Source organism: Micromonospora sp. WMMA1996 (assembly GCF_002573675.1).
GTDB classification, from domain to species: Bacteria; Actinomycetota; Actinomycetes; order Mycobacteriales; family Micromonosporaceae; genus Micromonospora; species Micromonospora sediminicola.
In genome coordinates, this window is sequence record NZ_PDHU01000001.1 from 858,239 (window position 1) to 879,582 (window position 21,344).

The window sequence follows — 21,344 nt, forward strand, 5'->3', positions numbered from 1 at the left end:
GGCCCGGCTCCGACCCGTCTGCGAGGCGCCACCGACGGTGGCCCCGACCCGAGGAGTGAGACGTGAAGTACATGCTGCTGATCTGGAACCGGCCCGGCTTCGTGGAGGAGCTGTCCGAGGCGGAGCGCACCGCGATCTTCGGCGAGGTCGACGAGATCATGAAGGAGCTGACCGAGTCCGGTGAGCTGGTCGGCGGGGAGGCGCTGGCCCATCCGTCGCAAGCCCGGACGGTGCGGCCGGCGGCCGGCGGCACCGAGATCACCGACGGGCCGTTCGTGGAGAGCAAGGAGCAGTTCGCCGGCTACCTGACGGTGGACTGCGACACCCCGGAGCGGGCCGCCGAGATCGCCGCCCGCTGGCCGGACGTGCGGCACGGCTTCGGCGTGCTGGAGGTGCGCGCGGTGATGGAGCAGGCCGGGACGGAGATGTGACCGACCGGGCGGTCGAGGATCTGCTGCGCACGCTGGCGCCGCAGGTCCTCGGCGTGCTCGTGCGCCGGCACGGCCAGTTCTACGCCTGCGAGGACGCGGTCCAGGAGGCGCTGCTCGCCGCCGCCACCCAGTGGCCGGCGCAGGGCGTCCCGGACCATCCCCGGTCCTGGCTGGTCACGGTGGCCACCCGCCGGCTCACCGACGAGTGGCGCAGCGAGCACGCCCGCCGGGAGCGCGAGGTCGCGGTGGCGGTCCGGCAACCGGCGTACGCCGCCGTCGCGCCGGCCGCCGACGAGGAGCCGCCGAGCGGCGACGACACGCTGCGGCTGCTGCTCCTCTGCTGCCACCCGGCACTGCCGGTGAATGCCCAGGTGGCGCTCACGCTGCGCGCGGTGGGCGGCCTGAGCACCGCCGAGATCGCGCGGGCGTACCTGGTGCCGGAGGCCACCATGAGTCAGCGGATCCGCCGCGCCAAGCAGCGGATCGAGGCGAGCGGGGCGCGCTTCACGCTGCCCTCGCCGGCCGACCGGGACGAGCGGCTGGGCGCGGTGCTGCGCGTGCTCTACCTGATCTTCAACGAGGGCTACACCGCGTCCAGCGGCGACGCGCTGCACCGGGTCGAGCTGACCGGGGAGGCGATCCGGCTGGCCCGGGAGCTGCACCGGCTGCTCCCGACCGACGGCGAGGTGGCCGGGCTGCTGGCCCTGATGTTGCTCACCGACGCGCACCGGGCGGCGCGCACCGCCCCGGACGGGGAGCTGGTACCGCTGTCCGAGCAGGATCGCACCCGGTGGGACCGGGCCGGGATCGACGAGGGCATCGCGCTGGTGACCGAGGCGTTGACCTGGTCGGCGCCGGGCCCGTACCAGGTGCAGGCGGCCATCGCGGCGGTGCACGCGGAGGCGCCCACCGCCGCCACCACGGACTGGCCGCAGATCGTGGCGCTCTACCGGGTGCTGGCCCGGATCGCCCCGAACCCGATGGTCACGCTGAACCAGGCGGTCGCGGTGGCGATGGTGGACGGGCCCCGCGCCGGCCTCGCACTGCTCGCGCCGCTGGACGCCGACGACCGCACGGCCGGCCACCACCGGCTCGCCGCCGTCCGCGCGCACCTGTTCGAGCTGGCCGGCGACCGCGTCGCCGCCCGGGCCGCCTACCTGGCTGCCGCGCGGGCCACCACCAGCCTGCCCGAGCGCCGCTACCTGGAGGTACGCGCCGCCCGCCTGGCCGCCGACCGATGAGTTCCGGCGTCCCGGGAGGTCCACCCGTCATGGGAGAGGTCTTCAGTCAACTGTCGATGTCGTTGGACGGCTATGTGGCGGCCCCGGGGCAGAGCCTGCAGGACCCGCTCGGGCGTGGCGGCCTGCGGCTGCACGAGTGGCTCTTCGCCACCGAGAGCTGGCGCGCGGAGCACGGCCTGAACGGCGGCGAGCGCGACGTCGACGCCGAGTTGGTCGAGGAGATGATCGAGGGCGTCGGCGCGTACGTGATGGGCCGGCGCATGTTCGGCGGCGGCGAGGGCCGGTGGGACCTCGGGTGGACCGGATGGTGGGGGGACGACCCACCGTTCCGGGTCCCGGTCTTCGTGCTGACCCACCACCGGAGGGAACCGCTGCCGATGGCGGGCGGTACGGAGTTCCACTTCGTCACCGACGGGATCGAGGCGGCGCTGGAGCGGGCCCGGGCGGCGGCCGGTGACCGGTCCGTCTGCGTGGCGGGAGGCGGCGGCACGGTACGCGGCTACCTGGCGGCGGGCCTGCTCGACTCGCTCTGGCTGCACGTGGTGCCGATCGTGCTGGGCGGCGGCACGCCGTTGTTCGACGGGCCGCTGGACGTCGCCCTGGAGCAGGATCGGGTGGTCGCCGCACCCACCGTCACGCACATCCGCTACCGGGTGCGCCGCTGACCCGGACGCACGCCGGGCCGGCCCGAAGGCCGGCCCGGTGGGGTGTGCGAGTCGTACGTCAGCTCTTGAAGGCGTCCTTGATCTTCTCGCCGGCCTGCTTGAGCTTGGCGCCGGCCTGGTCGTTGCGGCCCTCGGCCTCGAGGCGCTCGTTGTCGGTCGCCCGGCCGACGCCCTCCTTGACCTTGCCCGCGGTGTCCTGGGACGCGTTGTCGATCTTGTCGTCGAGACCCATGGTGAACCTCCACTCAGCAGTTGCGTGACGACAACTGGTTACCCCGCCGGCCGCCGGCCCAATCACCTGTCACCCGATCGGGCGGAACCGCCGCAGACGCAGGCTGTTCGCCACCACGAACACCGACGAGAAGGCCATCGCCGCGCCGGCGAGCATCGGGTTGAGCAGCCCGGCTGCGGCCAGCGGCAGCGCCGCCACGTTGTAGGCGAACGCCCAGAACAGGTTGCCCTTGATGATCGCCAGGGTGCGGCGGGAGAGCCGGATGGCGTCCGCCGCGGCCCGCAGGTCGCCCCGGACCAGGGTCAGGTCGGCGGCCTCGATGGCCACGTCGGTGCCGGTGCCCATGGCCAGCCCGAGGTCGGCCCGGGCCAGCGCGGCGGCGTCGTTGACCCCGTCGCCGACCATGGCGACCACCCGGCCCTCGCCCTGGAGCCGCTCGACCACGGCCACCTTGTCGGCGGGCAGCACCTCCGCGATCACCTCGTCGATGCCCACCTCGGCGGCCACCGCGTTCGCCACGGTGGCGTTGTCGCCGGTGAGCAGCACCGGGGTGAGCCCCAGGTCGCGCAGCCGGTCGACCGCCGCCCGGCTGGTCGGCTTCACCGCGTCGGCCACCGCGAGCACCCCCCGGGCCCGGCCGTCCCAGCCGGCCAGGACCGCCGTGCGGCCGGCGGCCTCCGCGCCGGTCGCCGCCCGCGCGACCTCCTCGGGTACGTCGAGACCACGCTCCCCCAGCAGCCGTGCCCGACCGACCACCACGCCGCGGCCGTCGACCGTGCCGGTCACGCCGAGCCCTTCGGCGTTGGCGAAGTCGGTGACGGCCGGCAGCGGCCCGGCGTCGACCGCCGCCTCGGCCACCGCCCGGGCGATCGGATGCTCGGAGGCCGCCTCCAGCGCGCCGGCCAGCCGGAGCAGTTCCCCGGCGTCCTCGCCGTCGGCGGGCAGCACCTCGGCCAGCGCCATCCGCCCGGTGGTGACGGTGCCGGTCTTGTCCAGCACCACGGTGTCGACCTGTCGGGTGGACTCCAGCACCTCCGGCCCCTTGATCAGCACGCCGAGCTGCGCGCCGCGCCCGGTGCCGACCAGCAGCGCGGTCGGGGTGGCCAGGCCGAGCGCGCAGGGGCAGGCGATGATGAGCACGGCCACGGCGGCGGTGAACGCGGCGGTCGGACCGGCGCCGGTGCCGAGCCACCAGCCCAGCGTGCCGGCGGCCAGGGCGATCACGATCGGCACGAAGACCCCGGAGATCCGGTCGGCCAGCCGCTGCACGGCCGCCTTGCCGGTCTGTGCCTGCTCCACCAGCCGGGCCATCTGGGCGAGCTGGGTGTCCCCGCCGATCCGGGTGGCGCGGACCACCAGCCGACCACCGGCGTTGACGGTCGCGCCCACCACGGCGTCGCCCGGCCCGACCTCGACCGGCACGGATTCGCCGGTGAGCATGCTGGCGTCGACCGCGGAGGTGCCCTCCTCGACCACCCCGTCGGTGGCGATCTTCTCCCCGGGCCGGACCACGAACCGGTCGGAGACCGCGAGCTGGTCGACCGGGACCCGGGTCTCCTGCCCGCCGCGCAGCACCGCCACGTCCTTCGCGCCCAGTTCGAGCAGGGCACGCAGGGCGGAGCCGGCGGTGCGCTTGGCACGGGCCTCGAAGTAACGCCCGGCCAGGATGAAGACGGTCACCCCGGCGGCGGCCTCCAGGTAGATGTTGCCGGCGCCGTCGCCCCGGGTGATGTCGAACCGGAACGGGTGCGTCATCCCGGGCATGCCGGCGTCGCCGAGGAAGAGCGCCCAGAGCGACCAGCCGAACGCGGCCAGCGTGCCGAGCGAGACCAGGGTGTCCATGGTCGCCGCGCCGTGGCGCAGGTTGACCAGCGCGGCCCGGTGGAACGGCAGCCCGCCCCACACCACCACCGGAGCGGCCAGCGTGAGCGAGGCCCACTGCCAGTGGTCGAACTGCCAGGCCGGCACCATGGCCAGCACGATCACCGGCAGGGTCAGCACCGCCGAGACCCACAACCGGGTACGCGCCCCGCGCAGCTCGTCCACCGGCTCGGCGCTCATGGTCGCGTCGGCCCGGGCGGGCGGCGGCGGCACCGCGGCCGTGTAGCCGGTCTTCTCCACGGTGGCGATCAGGTCGTCCGGCGTGACCTCGTCGGCGTACCGGACGGTGGCCTTCTCGGTGGCGTAGTTCACCGTGGCCTCGACGCCGTCCATCCGGTTGAGCTTCTTCTCGATCCGGGCGGCGCACGACGCGCAGGTCATGCCGCCGATCGCGAGTTCGATCAGGTTCGGCGCGGTCGGGAGCGTCTTTCCCGTGGTGGTCATCGCGGCACCTCCCCGGTCAACTGTGCCCGTGCCCCGGGGTGCCGTGTCCGGCGTCCGGGGTCGGTGCGGTGGTGGTCGCCGGCCCGGTGGGCGCCGGCGGGGCCTGGTCGCCGGCCACGACGGTGAACTCGGCGGTGTGCACCGCGTCGCCGTGCCGGAAGTCCAGGTAGAGACGGTACGCGCCGGCCGACGGCACCTCCGCCGCGAACGTGACCGCCGGCCCGGCCGGCGTGCGCCCGTCGCCGGGCGTGCCCTCCGGGTGCACGTGCAGGTAGGCCAGGTCACCCTGGCGCAGCGCCACCAGGTGGCCGTACGCCCCGAGGTAGGGCTGGAGGTCGGTGACCGGCCGGCCGTCCCGGCTGACCGAGAGCGTGAGCCGGCTGGTGCGGCCGGGCTCCGGCGCGCCGGTGAGCGTGACGGTGTAGCCGTCGACCGTGGTGCTGGTGGCCGGTGGCGGCAACGGTCGCGCGGCCAGCGTGCCGGGGACGGTGACGTCGACGCCGAGCGTCAACGGCTCGCCGCCGGTCGGGGTGAAGTCGGCGAACGCCCGCCACACGCCCGGCCCGGCGAGCGGTGAGGCGACCCGCCAGGTGCCGTCGTCGGCCAGCTCCGGGTGCACGTGCCGGAAGCCGGAGAGGTCGCGGCGGGCGACGATCAGGTGCATGAGCTTGTCGTGGGCCACGTCGTAGCGGGTGACCGGCCGGCCGTCCGGCCCGGTGATCCGGAACGCGAACTGCCCCTCGGGCGCGGCCGTCGGCTGGAACGTGTAGCCGCGCTCGGAGACGAGCAGCCCGCCGGGCAGGCGGGCGGCCGCCTCCCCGGCGTGACCCTGGTCGCCGTGGCCGGCGTCGGTGTCGTCGTGGCGGGTGTCGGCGGCCGGGGCGTCGGGACCGGCCACGTGACCGATCCCGTACGCCGCGCCGAACACCGCCACGAGGCCGAGGGCGAAGCCGCTCAGCTTCGTCGCCGTGTTCATGGTGTCTCCTCGTGTCGTCGGGTCCGTGGACCCGTCACGCCCCGACGAGGTCGTAACCGGCCTCGTCCACGGCGGCGCGTACGGCGTCCGCGTCCAGCGGACTCCGGCTGGTGACGGTGACCCGGCCGGTGGCCAGGTCGATCTGGACGTCGGTGACGTCCGGCAGCGCGCTCAGCTCGGTGCTCACCGCGGTGACGCAGTGCCCGCAGGTCATGCCCCGCACCTGGTAGGTGGTCTCCATCGCGTCCCTCCGATCTCATACCCCCCTGGGGTACTCATCGCACGTTAGCATACCCCCGAGGGGTACGCTATCCTCGATCTCATGACCACGCCGCCCACCCCGACCCGGGGCTACACCGCCAGCAAGGACCAGCTCCTCGCCCGGCTCCGCCGCATCGAGGGTCAGGTCCGGGGGATCGAGAAGATGGTCGAGGACGACCGCTACTGCATCGACGTGCTGACCCAGATCTCGGCCATCCAGGCCGCGCTGGACAAGGTCGGCCTGGGCCTGCTGGACGGGCACGCCCGGCACTGCATGCACGAGGGGGCCGCCGAGGGCCGGGCCGACGAGATGGCGTCCGAGATGATGGCCGCCGTCGGCCGCCTGATGAAGCGCGGCTGACCGGGACCTCCGGCCCCCGGGACGGGCCGCCCGACCCGGTCCGGCGACCGGCCGGGAGACGTACCGTCGAGGTGGCCGGGCCCGGCGACCGCGCCGACCCGGAGCCGACGGACGGAGGGCGGCCGGATGATGTGGTCGGGCCCGATGATGGGCTGGATGTGGATCTGGTCTTTGCTGGTGCTGGCGGTGCTGGCGGGGCTCGTCTGGTTCGTGGTGCGGATGCCCGGTCCGGACCGCGCGTCGCCCGGCACGGCCCGGCGCATTCTCGACGAGCGGTACGCCCGCGGTGAGATCGACGAGGACGACTACCGACGGCGACGCGCCGGCCTGGCCTGACCCGGCGTCCACCGGCGGCGCGGGCCGGCCTGGCTACCATGGCCGGGCGACGACCCGGGCGTGATCCCCACGCGTCCGCGCCGGCCCCGGTGACCCGACCGGTCCGGTGACCCGGTTCCGCCGCGACCGTTGGGAGAGACGCCGTGGGCGCCGATCACACCCGTCCCGCAGCCGCCGCGCCGCCGGGCGTACGCCGGCTCCTGATCGCCACCGTGGTGCCGCTCTTCGTGCTCACCGTGATCGCGGCGCTGGTGCTCTGGCCCCGGGCGGACCGCGACCCGGTGGACGGCGGCGCGGACGTGCCGCGCTACCACGGCACGGTGACCCGGGTGGTGACCGAGCCCTGCCCGCCGACGCCCGAGTCGCCCGAGGGCGACACCGGCGGCCCCTGCGGCACCGTGACCGTCGCCGCCGAGCAGGGGCCGGACGCGGGCCGGCAGGTCGAGACGCCGGTCCCCACCGGACCCGGCGCGCCCCGGGTCGCGGTCGGCGACGAGGTGGTCCTGGTCGAGCTGGTCGACCCGGGCGACCCGTCGGTGAAGACCTACAACATCGCCGAGCACCAGCGCGGTACGCCGCTGATCTGGCTGGTGGCCCTCTTCGCCGCCGCGATCGTGGCGTTCGGCCGCTGGCGCGGGCTGGCCGCGCTGGGCGGACTGGTGGCCAGCTTCGCCATCCTGCTCGGCTTCGTGCTCCCCGGCATCGGCGCCGGGCAGTCGCCGCTGCTGGTGGCGATCGTCGGCGCCGCACTGATCATGTTCGTGGTGCTCTACCTGACCCACGGGATCACCGCGCAGACGTCGGTGGCGGTGCTGGGCACGCTCGGCAGCCTGGTGATCACCGGAGTGCTGGGCACGCTGGCCACCGCCGCCACCCACCTGACCGGCTTCGGCAGCGAGGACGCCACCACGCTGTCGATGTTCCAGGGTGACGTGGACCTGCACGGACTGTTGCTGGCCGGCATCATCATCGGTTCGCTCGGCGTGCTGGACGACGTCACCGTCACCCAGGCGGCCACCGTCACCGAGCTGGCGCACGCCAACCCGGGGCTGTCCCGACGGCAGCTCTACCGGGCGGCCACCCGGGTGGGCCGGGCGCACATCGCGTCCACCGTCAACACCATCGTGCTGGCGTACGCGGGCGCCTCGCTGCCGCTGCTGCTCCTGCTGGTCGCCGACTCCCGCCCGGTGGGTCAGCTGCTCACCAGCGAGTTCCTCGCCCAGGAGATCGTCCGTAGCGCGGTGGCCACGCTCGGCCTGATCGCCGCCGTACCGCTGACCACCGCGCTGGCCGCGGTCGTGACCACCGCCGGCCGCGCCGGGCGGGCCGCCGGACCCGCGACGCCCCGGCCGCCGTCGCCCCGGGAGGACGCGTGGGAGGCGCTCGGCGAGGGCCGGTCCGGCGGGGGCAGGAGCACGGAGGCCGCATGGTGACACTCCGCAGCGTGACGGCCGATTCCAAACGCGATGCTGGTCACGCTGGGCGGTGGCGAATTCTCGCGATTGGTCGGCTTCCGGACGTAGATCCCCGGGAGTGGTCTCGGGTAACCTCGCTGCCGGTCACCGCCGAAGGCGCGCACCGGCGCCTGCGGTGCCGCCGCCCAATCGCCTCCGGGCGAGCCGGGGAACCAGGTACATGGGGTGAATCCGCGCCAGCGGAAGGGGCCGCTTCCGTCCCGAACCCGTCAGCTAACCCGGTCGGCGGTCGACGGAAGGGAACACTGTGACGGCACCCCTGCGCCGCTGGCTGACACCCGTGGTGGCCGTGCTCGCCGCTCTCGCCGTGCTGGCCGGGCCGACGCCGGCCTCGGCGGCCCCCGGCACCGCCGCCCCGAACCCCTCGGGCCACTCGGAGGACGACGACCCACCGCTGATCAGCGAGGCCGTCACCGCCGCCAACCGCGCCTACCTCCAGGCCAAGTCGAAGTTGGACACGTCGCGCAAGCGGCAGCTCCAGCTCGCGCTGGAGGTGAAGGCGGCGCAGAGCCAGCTCGACGCGCTCAGCCCGCAGGTGAGCGAGATCGCGGCACAGTCCTACCGGACCGGTCGCGTCGGCGCCATGGCGATGCTGCTGGAGAGCGACTCCCCCGACTCGTTCGTCCAGCGGGCCAGCGCGCTCGACGAGCTGAACCTGTTCAACGCGCAGCGCCTCGCCGCCATCAACGAGGTGAAGGGCCGCGCCGAGCGGGCCAAGATCGCGCTCGACGCCGAGGTGCGGGAGCAGGAGAAGCAGGCGAACGCGATGGCCCGCGAGAAGGTCGAGGCGCAGAAGGCGCTGAAGCTGGTCGGCGGGCTGGACTTCACCGGTGGCCTGGTCTCGGCCACCTCGCCGGTTGCCAAGATCGGCCCCGGCCGCACCGCCGACGGCGGGTGGAAGTCCGAGTCGTGCAGCGAGAACGACCCGACCACCTCGGGCTGCGTCACGCCGCGCACGCTGCACGCGTACAAGGAGGTCAAGCGCGCCGGCTTCAACCGCTTCGTGGGCTGCTACCGCCCCGGCGGGCCGTGGGAGCACCCCAAGGGCAAGGCGTGCGACTGGTCGTTGCAGAACAGCGGCTTCGCACCGTGGCACAACAACGACACCCGCCGGTACGGCAACGAGGTGGCCGCCTTCCTCATCCGCAACGCCGACCGGCTGGGCATCTACTACGTGATCTGGAACCGGCAGATCTGGTTCCCGGCGACCGGCTGGAGTTCCTACAGCGGGCCCTCCAACCACACCGACCACGTGCACATGTCGCTGCTCTGACGCGCGCGTACGACAAGGGGCCGCCCGTGGGCGGCCCCTTTCGCGTATCGGTTCCCGGTCAGCCGGCGAGCGCCGCGTCCGCCGACGCGGCCGGTGCCGGCAGCGGGGCCGGGGACTGCGCCACCGTCCGGACCTCGCCGCCACTGAGCCGGTACGACATGCCGACCACCGCGCAGGCCCCGCCGGCCACCTTCGCGGCGAGCACCGAGGAGCGGGCCAGCAGTGCCTCCACCGTCTGGGCGATGTGCACGTCGATGATGCCGTCGAGGTCCTCGACGCCCTGGCGGCCGGCCCGGAGCAGGCTGGGTGAGACGGCGTCCACCACCGCGCCCAGGTGTCCGGCCGGGGCGGAGCCGGTGCGGACCGCCTCGCGGGCCGCCTGGACCGCGCCGCACGAGTCGTGGCCGAGCACCACCACGAGCGGCGTGCCGAGCACGGTGACCGCGTACTCCACGCTGCCCAGCACCTCCGGGCCGGCGGTGTGGCCGGCGGTGCGCACCACGAAGAGGTCACCGAGGCCGCGGTCGAAGATGATCTCGGCGGCGAGTCGCGAGTCGGAGCACCCGACGATCACCGCGAACGGGTGCTGACCGTCGGCGACCGCCGCCCGGTGCCCGGCGTCCTGGTTCGGGTGCTGCGGCACACCGGTGACGAACCGGTGGTTACCGGCACGCAGTTCGGCGAGTGCCTCGTCGGGGGTGGTCGGGATCATGCTGCTCACCTCGTCCTCGCGCGGCGCCGTCAGGCCGGCCGGCGGCGGTGTCGGCCCCGCGACCCACCGTCACACGCGACCCATGGCACGTCAAGATTTCGTGATACGCATTTCATACGTCACCGTCGCGGACCGCGCCGGGTCGGGGCGCCGACGGAAGGAGTCCTACGATGACCACCATGGCGACCACACCGGCCGAGGACGGGAGCCGCAAGAACTGGACCTTCCTCACCAATCACGGGCACGTCCTGCTGGCCATCGCGCGCAACCCCACCGCGCGCCTGCGGGACGTGGCCGACGAGGTGGGTGTCACCGAGCGGGCGGCCCAGGCCATCGTCGCCGATCTGGAGGCCGGTGGTTACCTCCGCCGCACCCGGGTGGGCCGGCGCAACGAATACACGGTCAACCCGAACGGGCGCTTCCGGCACCCGGCGGAGGCCGACCAGCAGGTGGGTGCGCTGCTCGACCTGTTCGGCGCCGAGCCGACCGGCGACACCGCCGACCGCTGACCGTCCGCGCGCGACCGCCCGTTCCCACGCGCCCGCGGCCGCGACGGTAATCTCACCGCGTGCGCGACAGCTTGCGGCCGAACGGGACGACGGGGCGCGTCCGTGCCGGACACCGGATCAGGTCCGTCCTGTCCGGAGCGGCGGTGGCCGCCCTGGTCGGTGGCGCGCTGGCGGTGCCGACGCCGGCGGTCGGGGCCCCCGCGTGCGGGCCCACCGGCGGCCCGGCCCCCACCGAGATGCCCTGGGCGTTGAGCCGGCTCGACCCGGCGGCCGCCTGGCGGGTCGGCAAGGGGCAGGGCGTCACGGTCGCGGTGGTCGACTCCGGCGTCTCACCGAGCCACCCGTTGCTGCGCGGCCGGGTGCTGCCCGGCGAGGACTTCAACCAGTTGGTCCACCTGCGCGGGCAGTGCGACCTGGTCGGTCACGGCACCATGGTGGCGGGCATCATCGCCGGCCGGGAGGGCACCGGCTCGCCGTACACGGGCGTCGCGCCCGAGGCCCGCATCCTGCCGCTGCGCGTGCTGGCCGAGAACAAGGAGAACTTCGACCCGGACGTGCCGGGCGAGATCGGCCGGGCGATCCGCTGGGCGGTCGACCACGACGCCGACGTGGTCAATCTGTCCCTGGTCACGCTCGACGACCCGGCCCTCCGGTCGGCCGTGGACTACGCCCTGGGCAAGGGCGTGATCGTGGTGGCCTCCGCCGGCAACCGGCAGGAGAACCGGGAGGACCGGCCGGCCTATCCCGCGGCGTACCCGGGGGTCATCGCCGTGGCCGGCATCGACGAGCAGGGCGGCCACGTGGGCAGCTCGGTCAGCGCGGACTATGTGGACATCGCCGGCCCGGGCCTGAACATCGTCGGCCCCGCCCCGCAGGGTGCGGGCTACCGCGCCGAGCCGCAGGGCGGGACGAGCTTCGCCACCGCGTACGTCTCGGGGGTGGCCGCGCTGGTGCGGGCCGCGCACCCCGAGATCAGCCCCGAGGAGGTGGCCTACCGGTTGACCCGCACGGCGGACAACCCGCCCGACGGGCACAACGCCGAGGTGGGCTACGGAATGGTCAATCCCTACCGGGCGGTGACGAACCTGCTGGGCACCCGCGACGACCCCCCGCTGGGCGCGATGCCGCCGCCGGCGCCGGCCGCCGACCCACTGGCCTGGCAGCGCACGGTAGCGATCTGGGTCGCCGTCGTCGGCGGGCTGCTGGCCGGCGTCCTGCTCACGCTGCGCCCGATCCTGGTACGCGGGCGACGACGCGGCTGGCGCCCCGGCCGTCGCGACCTCCCCCGCGGCGCCTGACCCGGCCCCGTCACCTCCCGGAGCGCTCCGCCTCCCCGCCGCACGGGGAAACGCAGCGGCTCCGCCCGGCGCGAGCCGGAGCGGAGCCGTCGTGGACCGGTCGGGTCAGTTGCCCCAGACCTTGGAGTTGCTCATCTCCGTGGTCATGTAGTTCTCGCGCGCGATGCCCACCGCGCCGCCGATCTCGTTGAGGACCTTGTTGATGTCCCGCACGGCGGCGTCCCACTGGGCCTGGTGCTGCTCGTAGGCGGCCCGGTCCTGGCCCTCCCACTCGAGCTTGCTCAGCATCGCCCGCAGCGTGTCCAGCTTCTCGTCGATGGTCCGCGAGATGGCCTGCATCTGCTGGTTGCTGCTCTCGAGGACAGCGTAGTCAACCTTGATGCTCATCGATTCCTCCTCTGCCTGTCTTCGCGGATCACGGGTTGAGCGCAGCGTGGAACTTGTCCAGCATCTGCTGCTGCTCTTCGTCGTTGACCTGGTGCGTGGTGCCGGACTTGTCGAGCAGGTCCGCGATGTTGTCCATCGCCGTGAGCAGCTTCGCCGTGTCCTCGGTCCAGCGGTTCATCAGGCCCTGGAAGCCCGTGGAAGCCTGGCCCTTCCAGGCCATGGCCAGGTCGTCGACCACGTTCCACAGCTTCTTGAGCTCGCCGTCGACGTCGCTGCGCGTGGACCGCACGTCACTCGCGGCGGTGTGCAGAGTCGCTGCACTGACCTCGAACGCCATGCTTCACACCCTTCCGTCATCTAGTGGCGGCGGTTCCGCCGCGCCCCTCCCCCGCGGCAAGGCGAACACACCCCACCGACGGACACTTCATCCGAACCGTAGCGGACGACGTCCAACCCGCGCAGCCCTCCCTTCCCATCGTCGAATTCCGACAGGACACCGCGATCCGGCGTGGACCGTACGAGTTGGACGGTGCCCGGTCAGGCCGGCTCCGTCCAGGCGGTCTGGATCAGCTGCTGGCCGTCGCGGCGGCGGACCAGGGTGCCCCGGCCCGGCGGCTGCGGGGTCGGCCGCAGGTTGCCGAACACCGCACCCTCCTCCCGGCTGCCCGACATCAGCAGGCCCGGCGAATCCAGTTCGCGCAGGCGTTGCAGCACCGGCTCGTAGAGGGCCCGGGCCACGCCGCCCACCCGCCGCGTGATGATCAGGTGCAGGCCGATGTCCCGCGCCTGCGGCAGCAGCTCGTGCAGCGCGCTGAGCGGGTTGTTGCCGCCGGAGGCAACCAGGTCGTAGTCGTCCACCAGGATGTAGAGCTCCGGCCCCTTCCACCAGCTGCGGTCGCGCAGCTGGGCGGTGGTCACGTCCGGGCCGGGCAGCCGGTTCTGCAACGCGCTGCGGATGGAGCCGAGGCCCTGGCTGAACACCTGGTTGGACGGCGCGTAGTCGAGCAGGTGGTCGCCCTCGACCGCCCCCAGCAGGCCCCGCCGGTAGTCGGCGATGACCAGCCGCGCCTGGGCCGGGGTGTAGCGCTCGGCGATCCCCCGGGCGATCAGCCGCAGCAGGTTGGTCTTGCCGCACTCGGCGTCGCCGAAGACGGTCAGGTGCGGCTCGCTCGCCAGGTCCAGGTAGACCGGGGCGAGCGCCGACTCGTTGACCCCGATCGGGATGCCCGGGGCGGACCGGTCGACCACCTGGGCCAGGTCGGTCAGCGCCAGCTTGCGCGGCAACAGCCGCACCTTCGGCGCGGGCCGGCCCGGCCAGTTCGCCGCCACGTGGCCGGCCAGCGCGACCGACGCCTCGGTCAGGTCCTCGATGTCGCGCCTGCCGTCGATCCGCGAGACCGCGGTGAGGAAGTGCAGCTTGTCCCGGGTCAGGCCCCGACCCGGCGAACCGACCGGCACGTTCTGCGCGGCCCGCCGGTCGATCTCCGACTCGGACGGATCACCGAGCCGCAGCTCCAGCTTGGTGCCGAGCAGGTCCCGCATGTTGATCCGGATCTCCGCCCAGCGCACCGCCGTGATCACCACGTGCACACCGAAGCCCAGCCCCCGGTTGGCCAGGTTGGTGATGGTCTGCTCCAGCTCCTCGTACTCCTGGCGCAGCGTGTTCCAGCCGTCCACCACGAGGAAGACGTCCCCGAACGGGTCGTCGGCGAACTCCCCGGCGGCCCGCCGCCGGCGGTAGCTCGCCACCGAGTCGATGCCGTGCTGGGTGAACCGGTTCTCCCGCTCGTCGATCACGGCGACCACCTCGGCGACGGTCCGCCGGACCGCCTCGGTGTCGCGTCGACCGGCCACGCCGGAGGTGTGCGGCAGCCCGTCCAGGCTGCGCAGCGCGCCGCCGCCGAAGTCGAGGCAGAAGAACTGCACCTCACGCGGCGTGTGGGTGAGCGCGAGGGAGGCCAGCATCGAGCGCAGCATGGTGCTCTTGCCGCTCAGCGAGGCGCCGACGATCACCACGTTGCCACCGGCGCCGGAGAGGTCGACCATCATCGGGTCCCGCCGCTGCTCGTACGGCCGGTCGACGATGCCGACCGGCACCGCGAGCCGGCCCCGGCCCGGCCAGTCCGCGGTGGTCAGGCCGAACGTCGGGTGCACGCTCAGCTTGGGCAGCAGCTCGGCCAGCCCGGACGGCTCCGCCAGCGGCGGCAGCCAGACCTGGTGCGCCGGCCGGCCCCGGCCCTTGAGCTGGTCGATCAGGACGTCCAGCATGGCCACCGCCTTGCCGTCACCGGTCTGCTCCGGCTCGGGCGCGGTCTCCGCCGGGGTCGGCAGCTTCGGCACCGGCACGTAGTCGATGCCGTACGGGACGATCCGGCGCTGCACCTGCGCCCGGCTGGAGCGCTGCGTCTGCCCCGGCGCCCGGTAGGGGCCGGAGACGTAGGCGGCACGGAACCGCAGCATGGTCGCCGTGTCGGTCTTCAGGTAGCCGTGGCCCGGCGCGCTCGGCAGCTCGTAGGCGTCCGGCACGCCGAGCACGATCCGGCTCTCCACCGCCGAGAAGGTCCGCAGACCGATCCGGTACGACAGGTGCGTGTCCAGACCGCGCAGCTTGCCCTCCTCCAGTCGCTGCGAGGCGAGCAGCAGGTGCACGCCGAGCGACCGGCCCAGCCGGCCGATCATCACGAACAGGTCGATGAAGTCCGGCTTGGCGGCCAGCAGCTCGGAGAACTCGTCGCAGATGATGAGCAGGCTGGGCATCGGCTCCAGCGGCTCACCGGCCGCGCGCGCCTTCTCGTAGTCGTAGCGGGAGACGTAGTTGCCCGACGCCCGCAGCACCTCCTGGCGGCGGTTCATCTCGCCGGCCAGCGCGTCCCGCATGCGGTCGACCAGCGGCAGCTCGTCGGAGAGGTTGGTGATCACGGCGCTGGTGTGCGGCAACGCGTCCAGCGACGCGAACGTGGCGCCACCCTTGAAGTCGACCAGGACGAAGTTGAGCTCCTCCGACGAGTGCGTCACGGCCAGCGCCGCGACCACCGTACGCAGCAGTTCGCTCTTGCCGGAACCGGTCGCTCCGATGACCAGGCCGTGCGGGCCCATGCCCTCGTGCGCGGACTCCTTGAAGTCCAGCTCGACCACGTTGCCGTCAGGCCCCAGGCCGAGCGGGATGCGCAGCCGGTCCCGGTGGCTGCGCGGGCGCCAGGTCTGCCGGGTGTCCACGGTGGCGGCGTCGCCGACGCCGAGCAGGTCGGGCAGCTCCATGCTGCGGGCCAGCGGCTCCTCGGTGCTGGCGCCCTGCTGCTGGGACAGCCGGAACGGGGCGATCTGCCGGGCCAACCCCTCGGCCGCCGCCAGCGACAGCCGGTCCGGCCGGCCGAGTCGGGTGGTGGTGGCGCCGCGCACCAGGTCGAGCCCGCTGCCGTCGCCGGTGTCCAGGCAGAGCAGCCACCGGCCGGCGTCCCGGGGCACCGCGCCGGACAGGTCGAACACGGTCGTGCCGAGCAGCCCCGCGCCGGTCAGCGCGCAGGTCGCCGAGACCTCGCCGCCGTCGAGCACGACCACCACGTGCGGCGCGGTGGTGAGCGGCTTCGCCTCCGGGGCGAACCGGGGCCGGCCGCCCAGCTCGTTGCCGAGCGCCGACTCGGCCTCGGCCAGGCTGGCGAAGACCATCCGGCGCGCGCCCGCCGCGTCGGTACGCCCCGGGTGCTGGGCGTGCGGCAGCCACTTCGCCCAGTCCCAGACCGGCTGCCGGTCCGGTGCGGCCACCACGACGACCAGCAGGTCCTCCGGGGCGTGGAAGGTGACCAGCTGACCCAGCGCGGCCCGGGCCAGGTCGAGCACCGGCTCCCGGTCGCCGCGCAACGCGATCCGGCTGAACGCGCGCAGCGACAGGGCGGTGGGCAGGTCGGGCACGCTGGAGTGGGCCCGGACGAACCGGCGCAGCGCGATGGCGCTCATCGGCTCCAGGTCCTCCACCGGCTTGGTCTCCGGCGGCACGATCTCCACCGCCAGCCGTTGCGGGCCGAGCGCGATCCGCACCTCGCCGAAGTCGTCCTCGGTGATCCGCCGCTCCCACAGCCGGCGCGAGGCGGCGATCGACCAGAGCGCGTCGGGCTCCGGGTGCCGCCAGGTCATCGCGGCGCGCTGCTGCTCGGCCGCCCGCCGGGTGCGCTTGCGCATCTGCGCCAGGTAGCGCATGTAGTCGCGCCGCTGGGCGTTCAGCTCCGCCTTGTCGTTGCCGCCGTTGCCGAGCGTGCCGATCGCCATGCCCAACATGGACACCCCGAACAGGCCACCGGCGACGTACGTCATCATGCCGCCGCCACGGCCGGCGTAGAGGAAGGCCATCGCACCGACGCCGCAGAGCATCGGCAGGATCATCAGCACCTGCCCCATGCCCTTGGCCTGCGGCTCCGGCAGCTCGGGCGGGGACTCCAGCAGGACCTCGCCGCGCGGCAGCGCGGGTCCCGGTTGACGCGGAAGTCGGCGGAACACCACCGTACTCACGGCTCTCCCCTCCCCAGAAGTGGCAGTGATCGTGGTCTGCCACCGGCGGTGAGCGTCGGGTGGGCAACCTGTGCGACCGCCATCGTAGGTAATCTCCCGGAGGCGTCGTGGACCCGTGGGGGCGACGCCGACGGCCGGGTGGATCGTAGGGCGAGCACGAGGAGGCCACAGTGGCGACGAAGGCGGCGACCGGCGGGCTGAGCCGGATCACCATCGTGGCGCCGCGCACCAGGATGGATCTGGCGCTGCCGTCCGACGTGCCGCTGGCCGACCTGCTGCCCACGCTGCTGCGCTACGCCGGCGAGGACCTCGCCGACGAGGGCGTGCGGCACGGCGGTTGGAGCCTGTCCCGGCTGGGCGGGCAGCCGCTCGACGGTGGCCGGACCGCCGCGCAGCTCGGCGTCCGCGACGGGGAGGTCCTCTACTTCAACCCCCGGGCCGCCACCGCTCCCGAGATCGTCTTCGACGACGTGGTGGACGCGGTCGCCACCTCCACCACCCAGCGGGCCGGGGCCTGGCAGGTGGGCACCACGCGCTCGTTCGCCGTTCTCCTCGCCGGGTCGACGCTGGCCGCGGGCGCGGTCGCGGCGCTGTTCACCGGGCCGCCGCAGCTCCCCGGCGCGCTGGCCGCCCTGGTGGTCGCGGTCGCCCTGCTGGTCGGCGCCGCCGTGCTGTCCCGGGCGGCCGGCGACAGCCGTACCGGCGCGGTGCTGGCCCTGGTCGGCGTCGGTTACGCGGCGGTCGGCGGCCTGCTCGTGCTCGCCGGGGACCGGCCGCTCGACGACCTGGCCGGCCCGCACGTGCTGCTCGCCGCCACCGCGGTGGTGGTCTTCGGCGCGGTGGCCGCGCTCGCCGTCGGCGACCGGCTGCCGCTGTTCCTCGGCGCGGTGGGCGTGGGGGCGGCGGTCGGTCTCGGCGCGGTGCTCAGCCTGGCCTTCGGCATCGGCGCGGCGGCCTCGGCGGCGGTGGTGGCGACGGTGGCCTTCGGCGCGCTGCCCGCGCTGCCGATGCTGGCCTACCGACTGGCCCGACTGCCGGTGCCGTCGATCCCGACCGGCCCGGAGGACCTGAAGACCGACACCGAGTCGGTGGACGGGCCGTCGGTGCTGCGCGACAGCGAGCGCGCCGACGGATTCCTCACCGGCCTGCTCTGGACCGTCTCGCTGCTGGTGCTCGGCGGCGAGGTGGTGCTCGCGCTCGACGGCCGGCTCCCGGCCGTCCTGCTCTGCCTGGTGCTGGCCCTGCTGTCGCTGCTGCGGGCGCGCCCGTTCCTCGGCCGGGGCCAGCGCACCCCGGTGCTGCTCGCCGGCACCGTCGGCCTCGGCCTCACCGCCCTGGCGGTCTTCGCGGCCGGCTCGACGCCGGTCCGGCTCGGGCTGGTCCTGGGCGGCCTGACCGTGGTTGCCGTGATCAGCCTGGTCTACGGCCTCACCGTGGCCGGCAAGCGGATCTCCCCGGTCTGGGGCCGCACCCTCGACATCGTCGAGATCCTGCTGATCGTCGCGCTGGTGCCGCTGGCCGTCTGGGTCTGCGGCATGTACGGCTGGATCGTCAACCTTCGACCGTGACGGTGCCCATCGCGGTGCCGACCGGCGCGGTGGCGTAGACGCCGGGGCCGTGCTGGCCGTCCAGCGGGCGGGCCGGCACACCGGCCCGCCGGGCCATCTCCCGCACGACCTTCACCAGCGCCTCGGCGTGCCCGTCCATGGCCGCCACGCGCAGCAGCGGCGGGACCCGCCGGCCGCCGGGGAGCACCACGGCCGCGACGGTGTGCGAGGGCGCGGAGGTCGAGGTGACCGCGTCCACCAGCGCGCCCAGCGAGCCGCTGGGGCGGACCCGCAGGGCCAGGCAGCGCTGGGTCCAGCCGCCCCCGCGCAGGCTGGTCCAGGTCTCGACCGGGGACTCCGGCGCCAGGTCGAGCCCCGCCCCGGAGACCACCGCCGCGTGCAGCTCGTCCCGGCCGAGCACCCGGTGGCCGAGGCCGGCGGCGGTGAGCGCCTTGCCGAGCCGCCCCACTCCGGCCGCGACCGTGCGGTGCACGCCGCGCAGGCCGCCGCCACGGCTCACCGTCTCGGCGCGCGCGTCCCCCACCGACAGTCGCAGCGCCACCCACACCGTGCGGTGCGCCGCGGGCGGCGCGCCGGGCGCCGGGTACCAGACCAGGGTGTGCGAGACCACCTGGGTCTGGGTGACCGGGCCGGTGAAGTCGGCCAGCACGGCGAGCGCCCGGTCCACCGTCGACGCCTCGATCGACCCGGCGGGCGCGCCGGGTCGGCCGGTCAACGCCAGGGCGGCGAACCAGCCCCGGTCGTCCTGCCCGACGCCGAGTCGGGTGCCGCGTTCGGTCAGCTCCACCACGGTCAGCTCGGGGGCGAGCGCGGCCAGCCGCGGGTCACCGCCGGGCACCGCGCCCCGGGACCGGTCCCGACGTCGGCGCAGCCGGCGGCGGAGCATCAGGTCCTCGTACCACCAACGGCCGCCCCGGCGGGCGAACGCGGCCACCACGGCCAGCAGCGCCAGCCCGGCGACCACGGCGAGCAGCCAGGTCGGGCCGGCGGTGGCGAACCAGACCGCGAGCGCCGCGCACTCCACCACCACGAGCTGACCGACGACGACCGGACCGAGTCGGCCGCGCCGGCGCCGGTCCGCCGGGGTGACCGGCCGGTCCACCGGCACGGCGGGGGCGGTGGCCGTACGACCGGGTGGCGCCTGGAGCTGCGTCATCGGTGAGCGTCCCTTCTGGACATCCTGGGCATCCGCCGGCGGGGTGCGTCGTCGGGTGGCGGACGGGGTCCCGGCAGACCCCCGACGGCCCCTTATCGTAGGGAAGCCCGCGGCGCTGTTCGGACCTGATCGCCGCGGACCCACCCCCGCCGGAGGTTAGTCATGCGGACCCGCCGCGATCAGGTGCAGGCGTACCGCTTCGTCACCCGCCGCATCGTCTCCGCGCTGCTCTCCGGCGACCCGGAGACCAACGACCTGCCGATGCGCCGCCTCGGCATGGCGGTGTTCGGCAGCGTCGTCGCCGCGGCCGTGGTGCTCGGCGGTGTGGGCGCGTACGGACAGCTCACCAGCAACTCCGCGCCGCTCGAGGCGAACACCGTGGTGATCGAGCGGGAGACCGGCGCCACCTACTACTTCGGCGAAGACCAGGTGCTGCACCCGACGCTCAACTACGCCTCGGCCCGGCTGATCGTGAACGACGCGTCGGCGACGGTCCGCACCATGTCGCAGGCCTCCATCAAGGACCGGCCGCGGGGCCGGATGGTGGGCATCGTGGGCGCGCCGGACGACCTGCCGGACCGCAAGTCCCTGGTCGGGCTGCCGTGGTCGGTCTGCGACGTGCCCGACCCGAACGACCCGCAGCGCTCCACCACCCGCCTGGTGGTCGACCGCCCGCTGCCCGGTGGCACCCCGCTCACCGACCGGGCCGTCCTGGTCCGCACCAGCGACGCGCGCTACCTGCTCACCGGTGGCGCCCGCCTACGCGTGGTCGGCGACGAGCAGGCGCTGGTGGCGTTGCAGATGGCGGGCGCCACCAACCTCACCGTCGGGCAGCAGCTGCTCAACGCGGTGCCGGTGGGCCCGGCGCTGCGCAAGCCCGCGATCGACGGGGACGGCGGGCCGAGCGGGCTGACCGTCGCCGACCGGCCGGCCCGGATCGGCCAGGTCTACCAGGCCGCCGGCCAGTACTACGTGCTGACCCGGCAGGGTCTGGCCACGATCCGGGAGGTCACCGCCCGCCTGCTGCTCGGCGGCGGAGGCACGGTGACCGAGATCACGGCGGACGAGGCCGGCCGGCTCCTCACCGACCAGCGGCTGGACGCCGACGGGCTGCCGGCCCGGACGCCGACGCTGCACGACGTCCGCCCCGGGCGCACGGTGCTCTGCGCCACCTACCGCTCCGGGCCGGCCGGTCAGCCGCCGACCACCACGCTGGAGGTCTTCGACTCGCCGCCGGCCGAGCTGGCCGGGACGACCGCGATGCCGGCGCGGCAGGGCGCCCGGGACGCCGTCCGCACCGCCGAGAGCGTGCTGCTGCCCGGCGGAAAGGGCGTGCTCGTGCAGGCGACGGCCGGCGAGAGCGGCAAGCCGGCGGCCGGCTCGACGGTCTACCTGATCACCGCGCAGGGGATCCGCTACCCGCTCGGCGCCGCCGGGGGCGACGCGAGGAGCGCGCTCGGCTACGGCGACGTGACCCCGCTGGCGGTGCCCGCCTCGCTGCTGGCGCTGGTGCCGACCGGCCCGACGCTGGCCCGGCAGGACGCGTTGGCGTACTTCGATGCGGCGGACACCCCGACGGCCGGCGCGACGCCCTCGACGGACGGCGGGGCGGCCCAGGTCCAGGGCGGTTGAGCG

20 protein-coding genes and 1 riboswitch are annotated in these 21,344 nt (G+C 74.4%); of the genes, 11 read left to right on the forward strand and 9 right to left on the reverse strand.

Annotated features, from left to right (window positions below):
- Nucleotides 1-71 precede the first annotated feature (71 nt).
- From COO58_RS04165 to COO58_RS04175, 3 genes are read left to right on the forward strand one after another with little or no spacing between them, the layout of a single operon-like run.
- The gene (locus COO58_RS04165) at nt 72-431 is read left to right on the forward strand and encodes a YciI family protein (protein WP_245667010.1); all 360 of its coding nucleotides are present in this window, start codon (nt 72-74) and stop codon (nt 429-431) included.
- Nucleotides 428-1,672: an RNA polymerase sigma factor gene (locus tag COO58_RS04170; protein WP_091583056.1), complete on the forward strand. Its 1,245-nt coding sequence runs from the start codon at nt 428-430 to the stop codon at nt 1,670-1,672. Before COO58_RS04165 ends, COO58_RS04170 begins: the two co-directional genes overlap by 4 nt.
- Before the next feature lie 29 nt (nt 1,673-1,701).
- Nucleotides 1,702-2,337 carry a dihydrofolate reductase family protein gene (locus COO58_RS04175; RefSeq protein WP_091583060.1) on the forward strand — a complete coding sequence of 212 codons (636 nt, stop codon included), beginning with the start codon at nt 1,702-1,704 and terminating at the stop codon, nt 2,335-2,337.
- A 58-nt stretch (nt 2,338-2,395) separates the two neighbouring features.
- Here COO58_RS04175 and COO58_RS04180 read toward each other — a convergent pair whose 3' ends face one another.
- The 4 genes from COO58_RS04180 to COO58_RS04195 form a co-directional block, all read right to left on the reverse strand.
- Nucleotides 2,396-2,569 carry a CsbD family protein gene (locus tag COO58_RS04180; RefSeq protein ID WP_013283784.1) on the reverse strand — a complete coding sequence of 58 codons (174 nt, stop codon included), beginning with the start codon at nt 2,567-2,569 and terminating at the stop codon, nt 2,396-2,398.
- 69 nt (nt 2,570-2,638) lie between these two features.
- Entirely contained in the window at nt 2,639-4,894 is a 2,256-nt protein-coding gene (locus tag COO58_RS04185) for a cation-translocating P-type ATPase (RefSeq protein WP_091583063.1), read from the reverse strand.
- Between the two features lie 16 nt (nt 4,895-4,910).
- Complete coding sequence (locus tag COO58_RS04190; RefSeq protein ID WP_098743897.1) at nt 4,911-5,870, reverse strand: hypothetical protein; 960 nt, start codon at nt 5,868-5,870, stop codon at nt 4,911-4,913.
- 34 nt (nt 5,871-5,904) lie between these two features.
- A complete protein-coding gene (locus COO58_RS04195; RefSeq protein ID WP_091583071.1) occupies nt 5,905-6,111 on the reverse strand; it encodes a heavy-metal-associated domain-containing protein in 207 nt (68 codons plus the stop codon).
- A gap of 81 nt (nt 6,112-6,192) precedes the next feature.
- Between COO58_RS04195 and COO58_RS04200 the strand changes: the two genes are divergently transcribed.
- The 4 genes from COO58_RS04200 (at nt 6,193) to COO58_RS04215 (ending at nt 9,576) form a co-directional block, all read left to right on the forward strand.
- Nucleotides 6,193-6,492 (forward strand): metal-sensitive transcriptional regulator, encoded by a 300-nt coding sequence (locus COO58_RS04200; protein WP_091583077.1) that lies wholly within the window; start codon nt 6,193-6,195, stop codon nt 6,490-6,492.
- 156 nt (nt 6,493-6,648) lie between these two features.
- Nucleotides 6,649-6,828, forward strand: coding sequence for an SHOCT domain-containing protein (locus COO58_RS04205; RefSeq protein WP_246247961.1), 180 nt, complete (start codon nt 6,649-6,651; stop codon nt 6,826-6,828).
- A 143-nt stretch (nt 6,829-6,971) separates the two neighbouring features.
- On the forward strand, nt 6,972-8,261 hold the full coding sequence (locus tag COO58_RS04210; protein WP_098743900.1) for a YibE/F family protein: 1,290 nt from the start codon (nt 6,972-6,974) through the stop codon (nt 8,259-8,261).
- A 154-nt stretch (nt 8,262-8,415) separates the two neighbouring features.
- Nucleotides 8,416-8,546, forward strand: a riboswitch (cyclic di-AMP (ydaO/yuaA leader).
- A 4-nt stretch (nt 8,547-8,550) separates the two neighbouring features.
- The gene (locus COO58_RS04215) at nt 8,551-9,576 is read left to right on the forward strand and encodes a hypothetical protein (RefSeq protein WP_091583088.1); all 1,026 of its coding nucleotides are present in this window, start codon (nt 8,551-8,553) and stop codon (nt 9,574-9,576) included.
- A gap of 58 nt (nt 9,577-9,634) precedes the next feature.
- On the opposite strand, the gene COO58_RS04220 is transcribed toward COO58_RS04215, so the two are convergent.
- Nucleotides 9,635-10,288 carry a carbonic anhydrase gene (locus COO58_RS04220; protein ID WP_091583092.1) on the reverse strand — a complete coding sequence of 218 codons (654 nt, stop codon included), beginning with the start codon at nt 10,286-10,288 and terminating at the stop codon, nt 9,635-9,637.
- Nucleotides 10,289-10,458: 170 nt separating this feature from the next.
- Between COO58_RS04220 and COO58_RS04225 the strand changes: the two genes are divergently transcribed.
- Both COO58_RS04225 and mycP read left to right on the forward strand, forming a co-directional pair.
- Nucleotides 10,459-10,797 (forward strand): helix-turn-helix domain-containing protein, encoded by a 339-nt coding sequence (locus COO58_RS04225; RefSeq protein ID WP_091583095.1) that lies wholly within the window; start codon nt 10,459-10,461, stop codon nt 10,795-10,797.
- Between the two features lie 143 nt (nt 10,798-10,940).
- Nucleotides 10,941-12,095, forward strand: coding sequence for a type VII secretion-associated serine protease mycosin (gene mycP / locus COO58_RS04230; RefSeq protein WP_091583098.1), 1,155 nt, complete (start codon nt 10,941-10,943; stop codon nt 12,093-12,095).
- A 105-nt stretch (nt 12,096-12,200) separates the two neighbouring features.
- Here mycP and COO58_RS04235 read toward each other — a convergent pair whose 3' ends face one another.
- From COO58_RS04235 to eccCa, 3 genes are all read right to left on the reverse strand, one after another.
- Complete coding sequence (locus COO58_RS04235) at nt 12,201-12,482, reverse strand: WXG100 family type VII secretion target (protein ID WP_091583103.1); 282 nt, start codon at nt 12,480-12,482, stop codon at nt 12,201-12,203.
- Between the two features lie 28 nt (nt 12,483-12,510).
- Nucleotides 12,511-12,819 carry a WXG100 family type VII secretion target gene (locus tag COO58_RS04240; RefSeq protein ID WP_091583107.1) on the reverse strand — a complete coding sequence of 103 codons (309 nt, stop codon included), beginning with the start codon at nt 12,817-12,819 and terminating at the stop codon, nt 12,511-12,513.
- A 200-nt stretch (nt 12,820-13,019) separates the two neighbouring features.
- The gene (eccCa, locus tag COO58_RS04245; RefSeq protein ID WP_098743901.1) at nt 13,020-16,985 is read right to left on the reverse strand and encodes a type VII secretion protein EccCa; all 3,966 of its coding nucleotides are present in this window, start codon (nt 16,983-16,985) and stop codon (nt 13,020-13,022) included.
- A 170-nt stretch (nt 16,986-17,155) separates the two neighbouring features.
- On the opposite strand from eccCa, the gene eccD reads away from it, so the two are divergent.
- Nucleotides 17,156-18,553, forward strand: coding sequence for a type VII secretion integral membrane protein EccD (gene eccD / locus COO58_RS04250; RefSeq protein ID WP_098743903.1), 1,398 nt, complete (start codon nt 17,156-17,158; stop codon nt 18,551-18,553).
- Here the strand turns inward: eccD and COO58_RS04255 are convergent.
- Nucleotides 18,537-19,709: a type VII secretion protein EccE gene (locus COO58_RS04255; protein WP_091583118.1), complete on the reverse strand. Its 1,173-nt coding sequence runs from the start codon at nt 19,707-19,709 to the stop codon at nt 18,537-18,539. The two genes, eccD and COO58_RS04255, sit on opposite strands and share 17 nt — an antisense overlap.
- A 162-nt stretch (nt 19,710-19,871) precedes the next feature.
- Here COO58_RS04255 and eccB point away from each other — a divergent pair, with 162 nt between their 5' ends.
- The gene (eccB, locus tag COO58_RS04260; RefSeq protein ID WP_091583122.1) at nt 19,872-21,341 is read left to right on the forward strand and encodes a type VII secretion protein EccB; all 1,470 of its coding nucleotides are present in this window, start codon (nt 19,872-19,874) and stop codon (nt 21,339-21,341) included.
- The last annotated feature ends 3 nt before the right edge of the window (nt 21,342-21,344 follow it).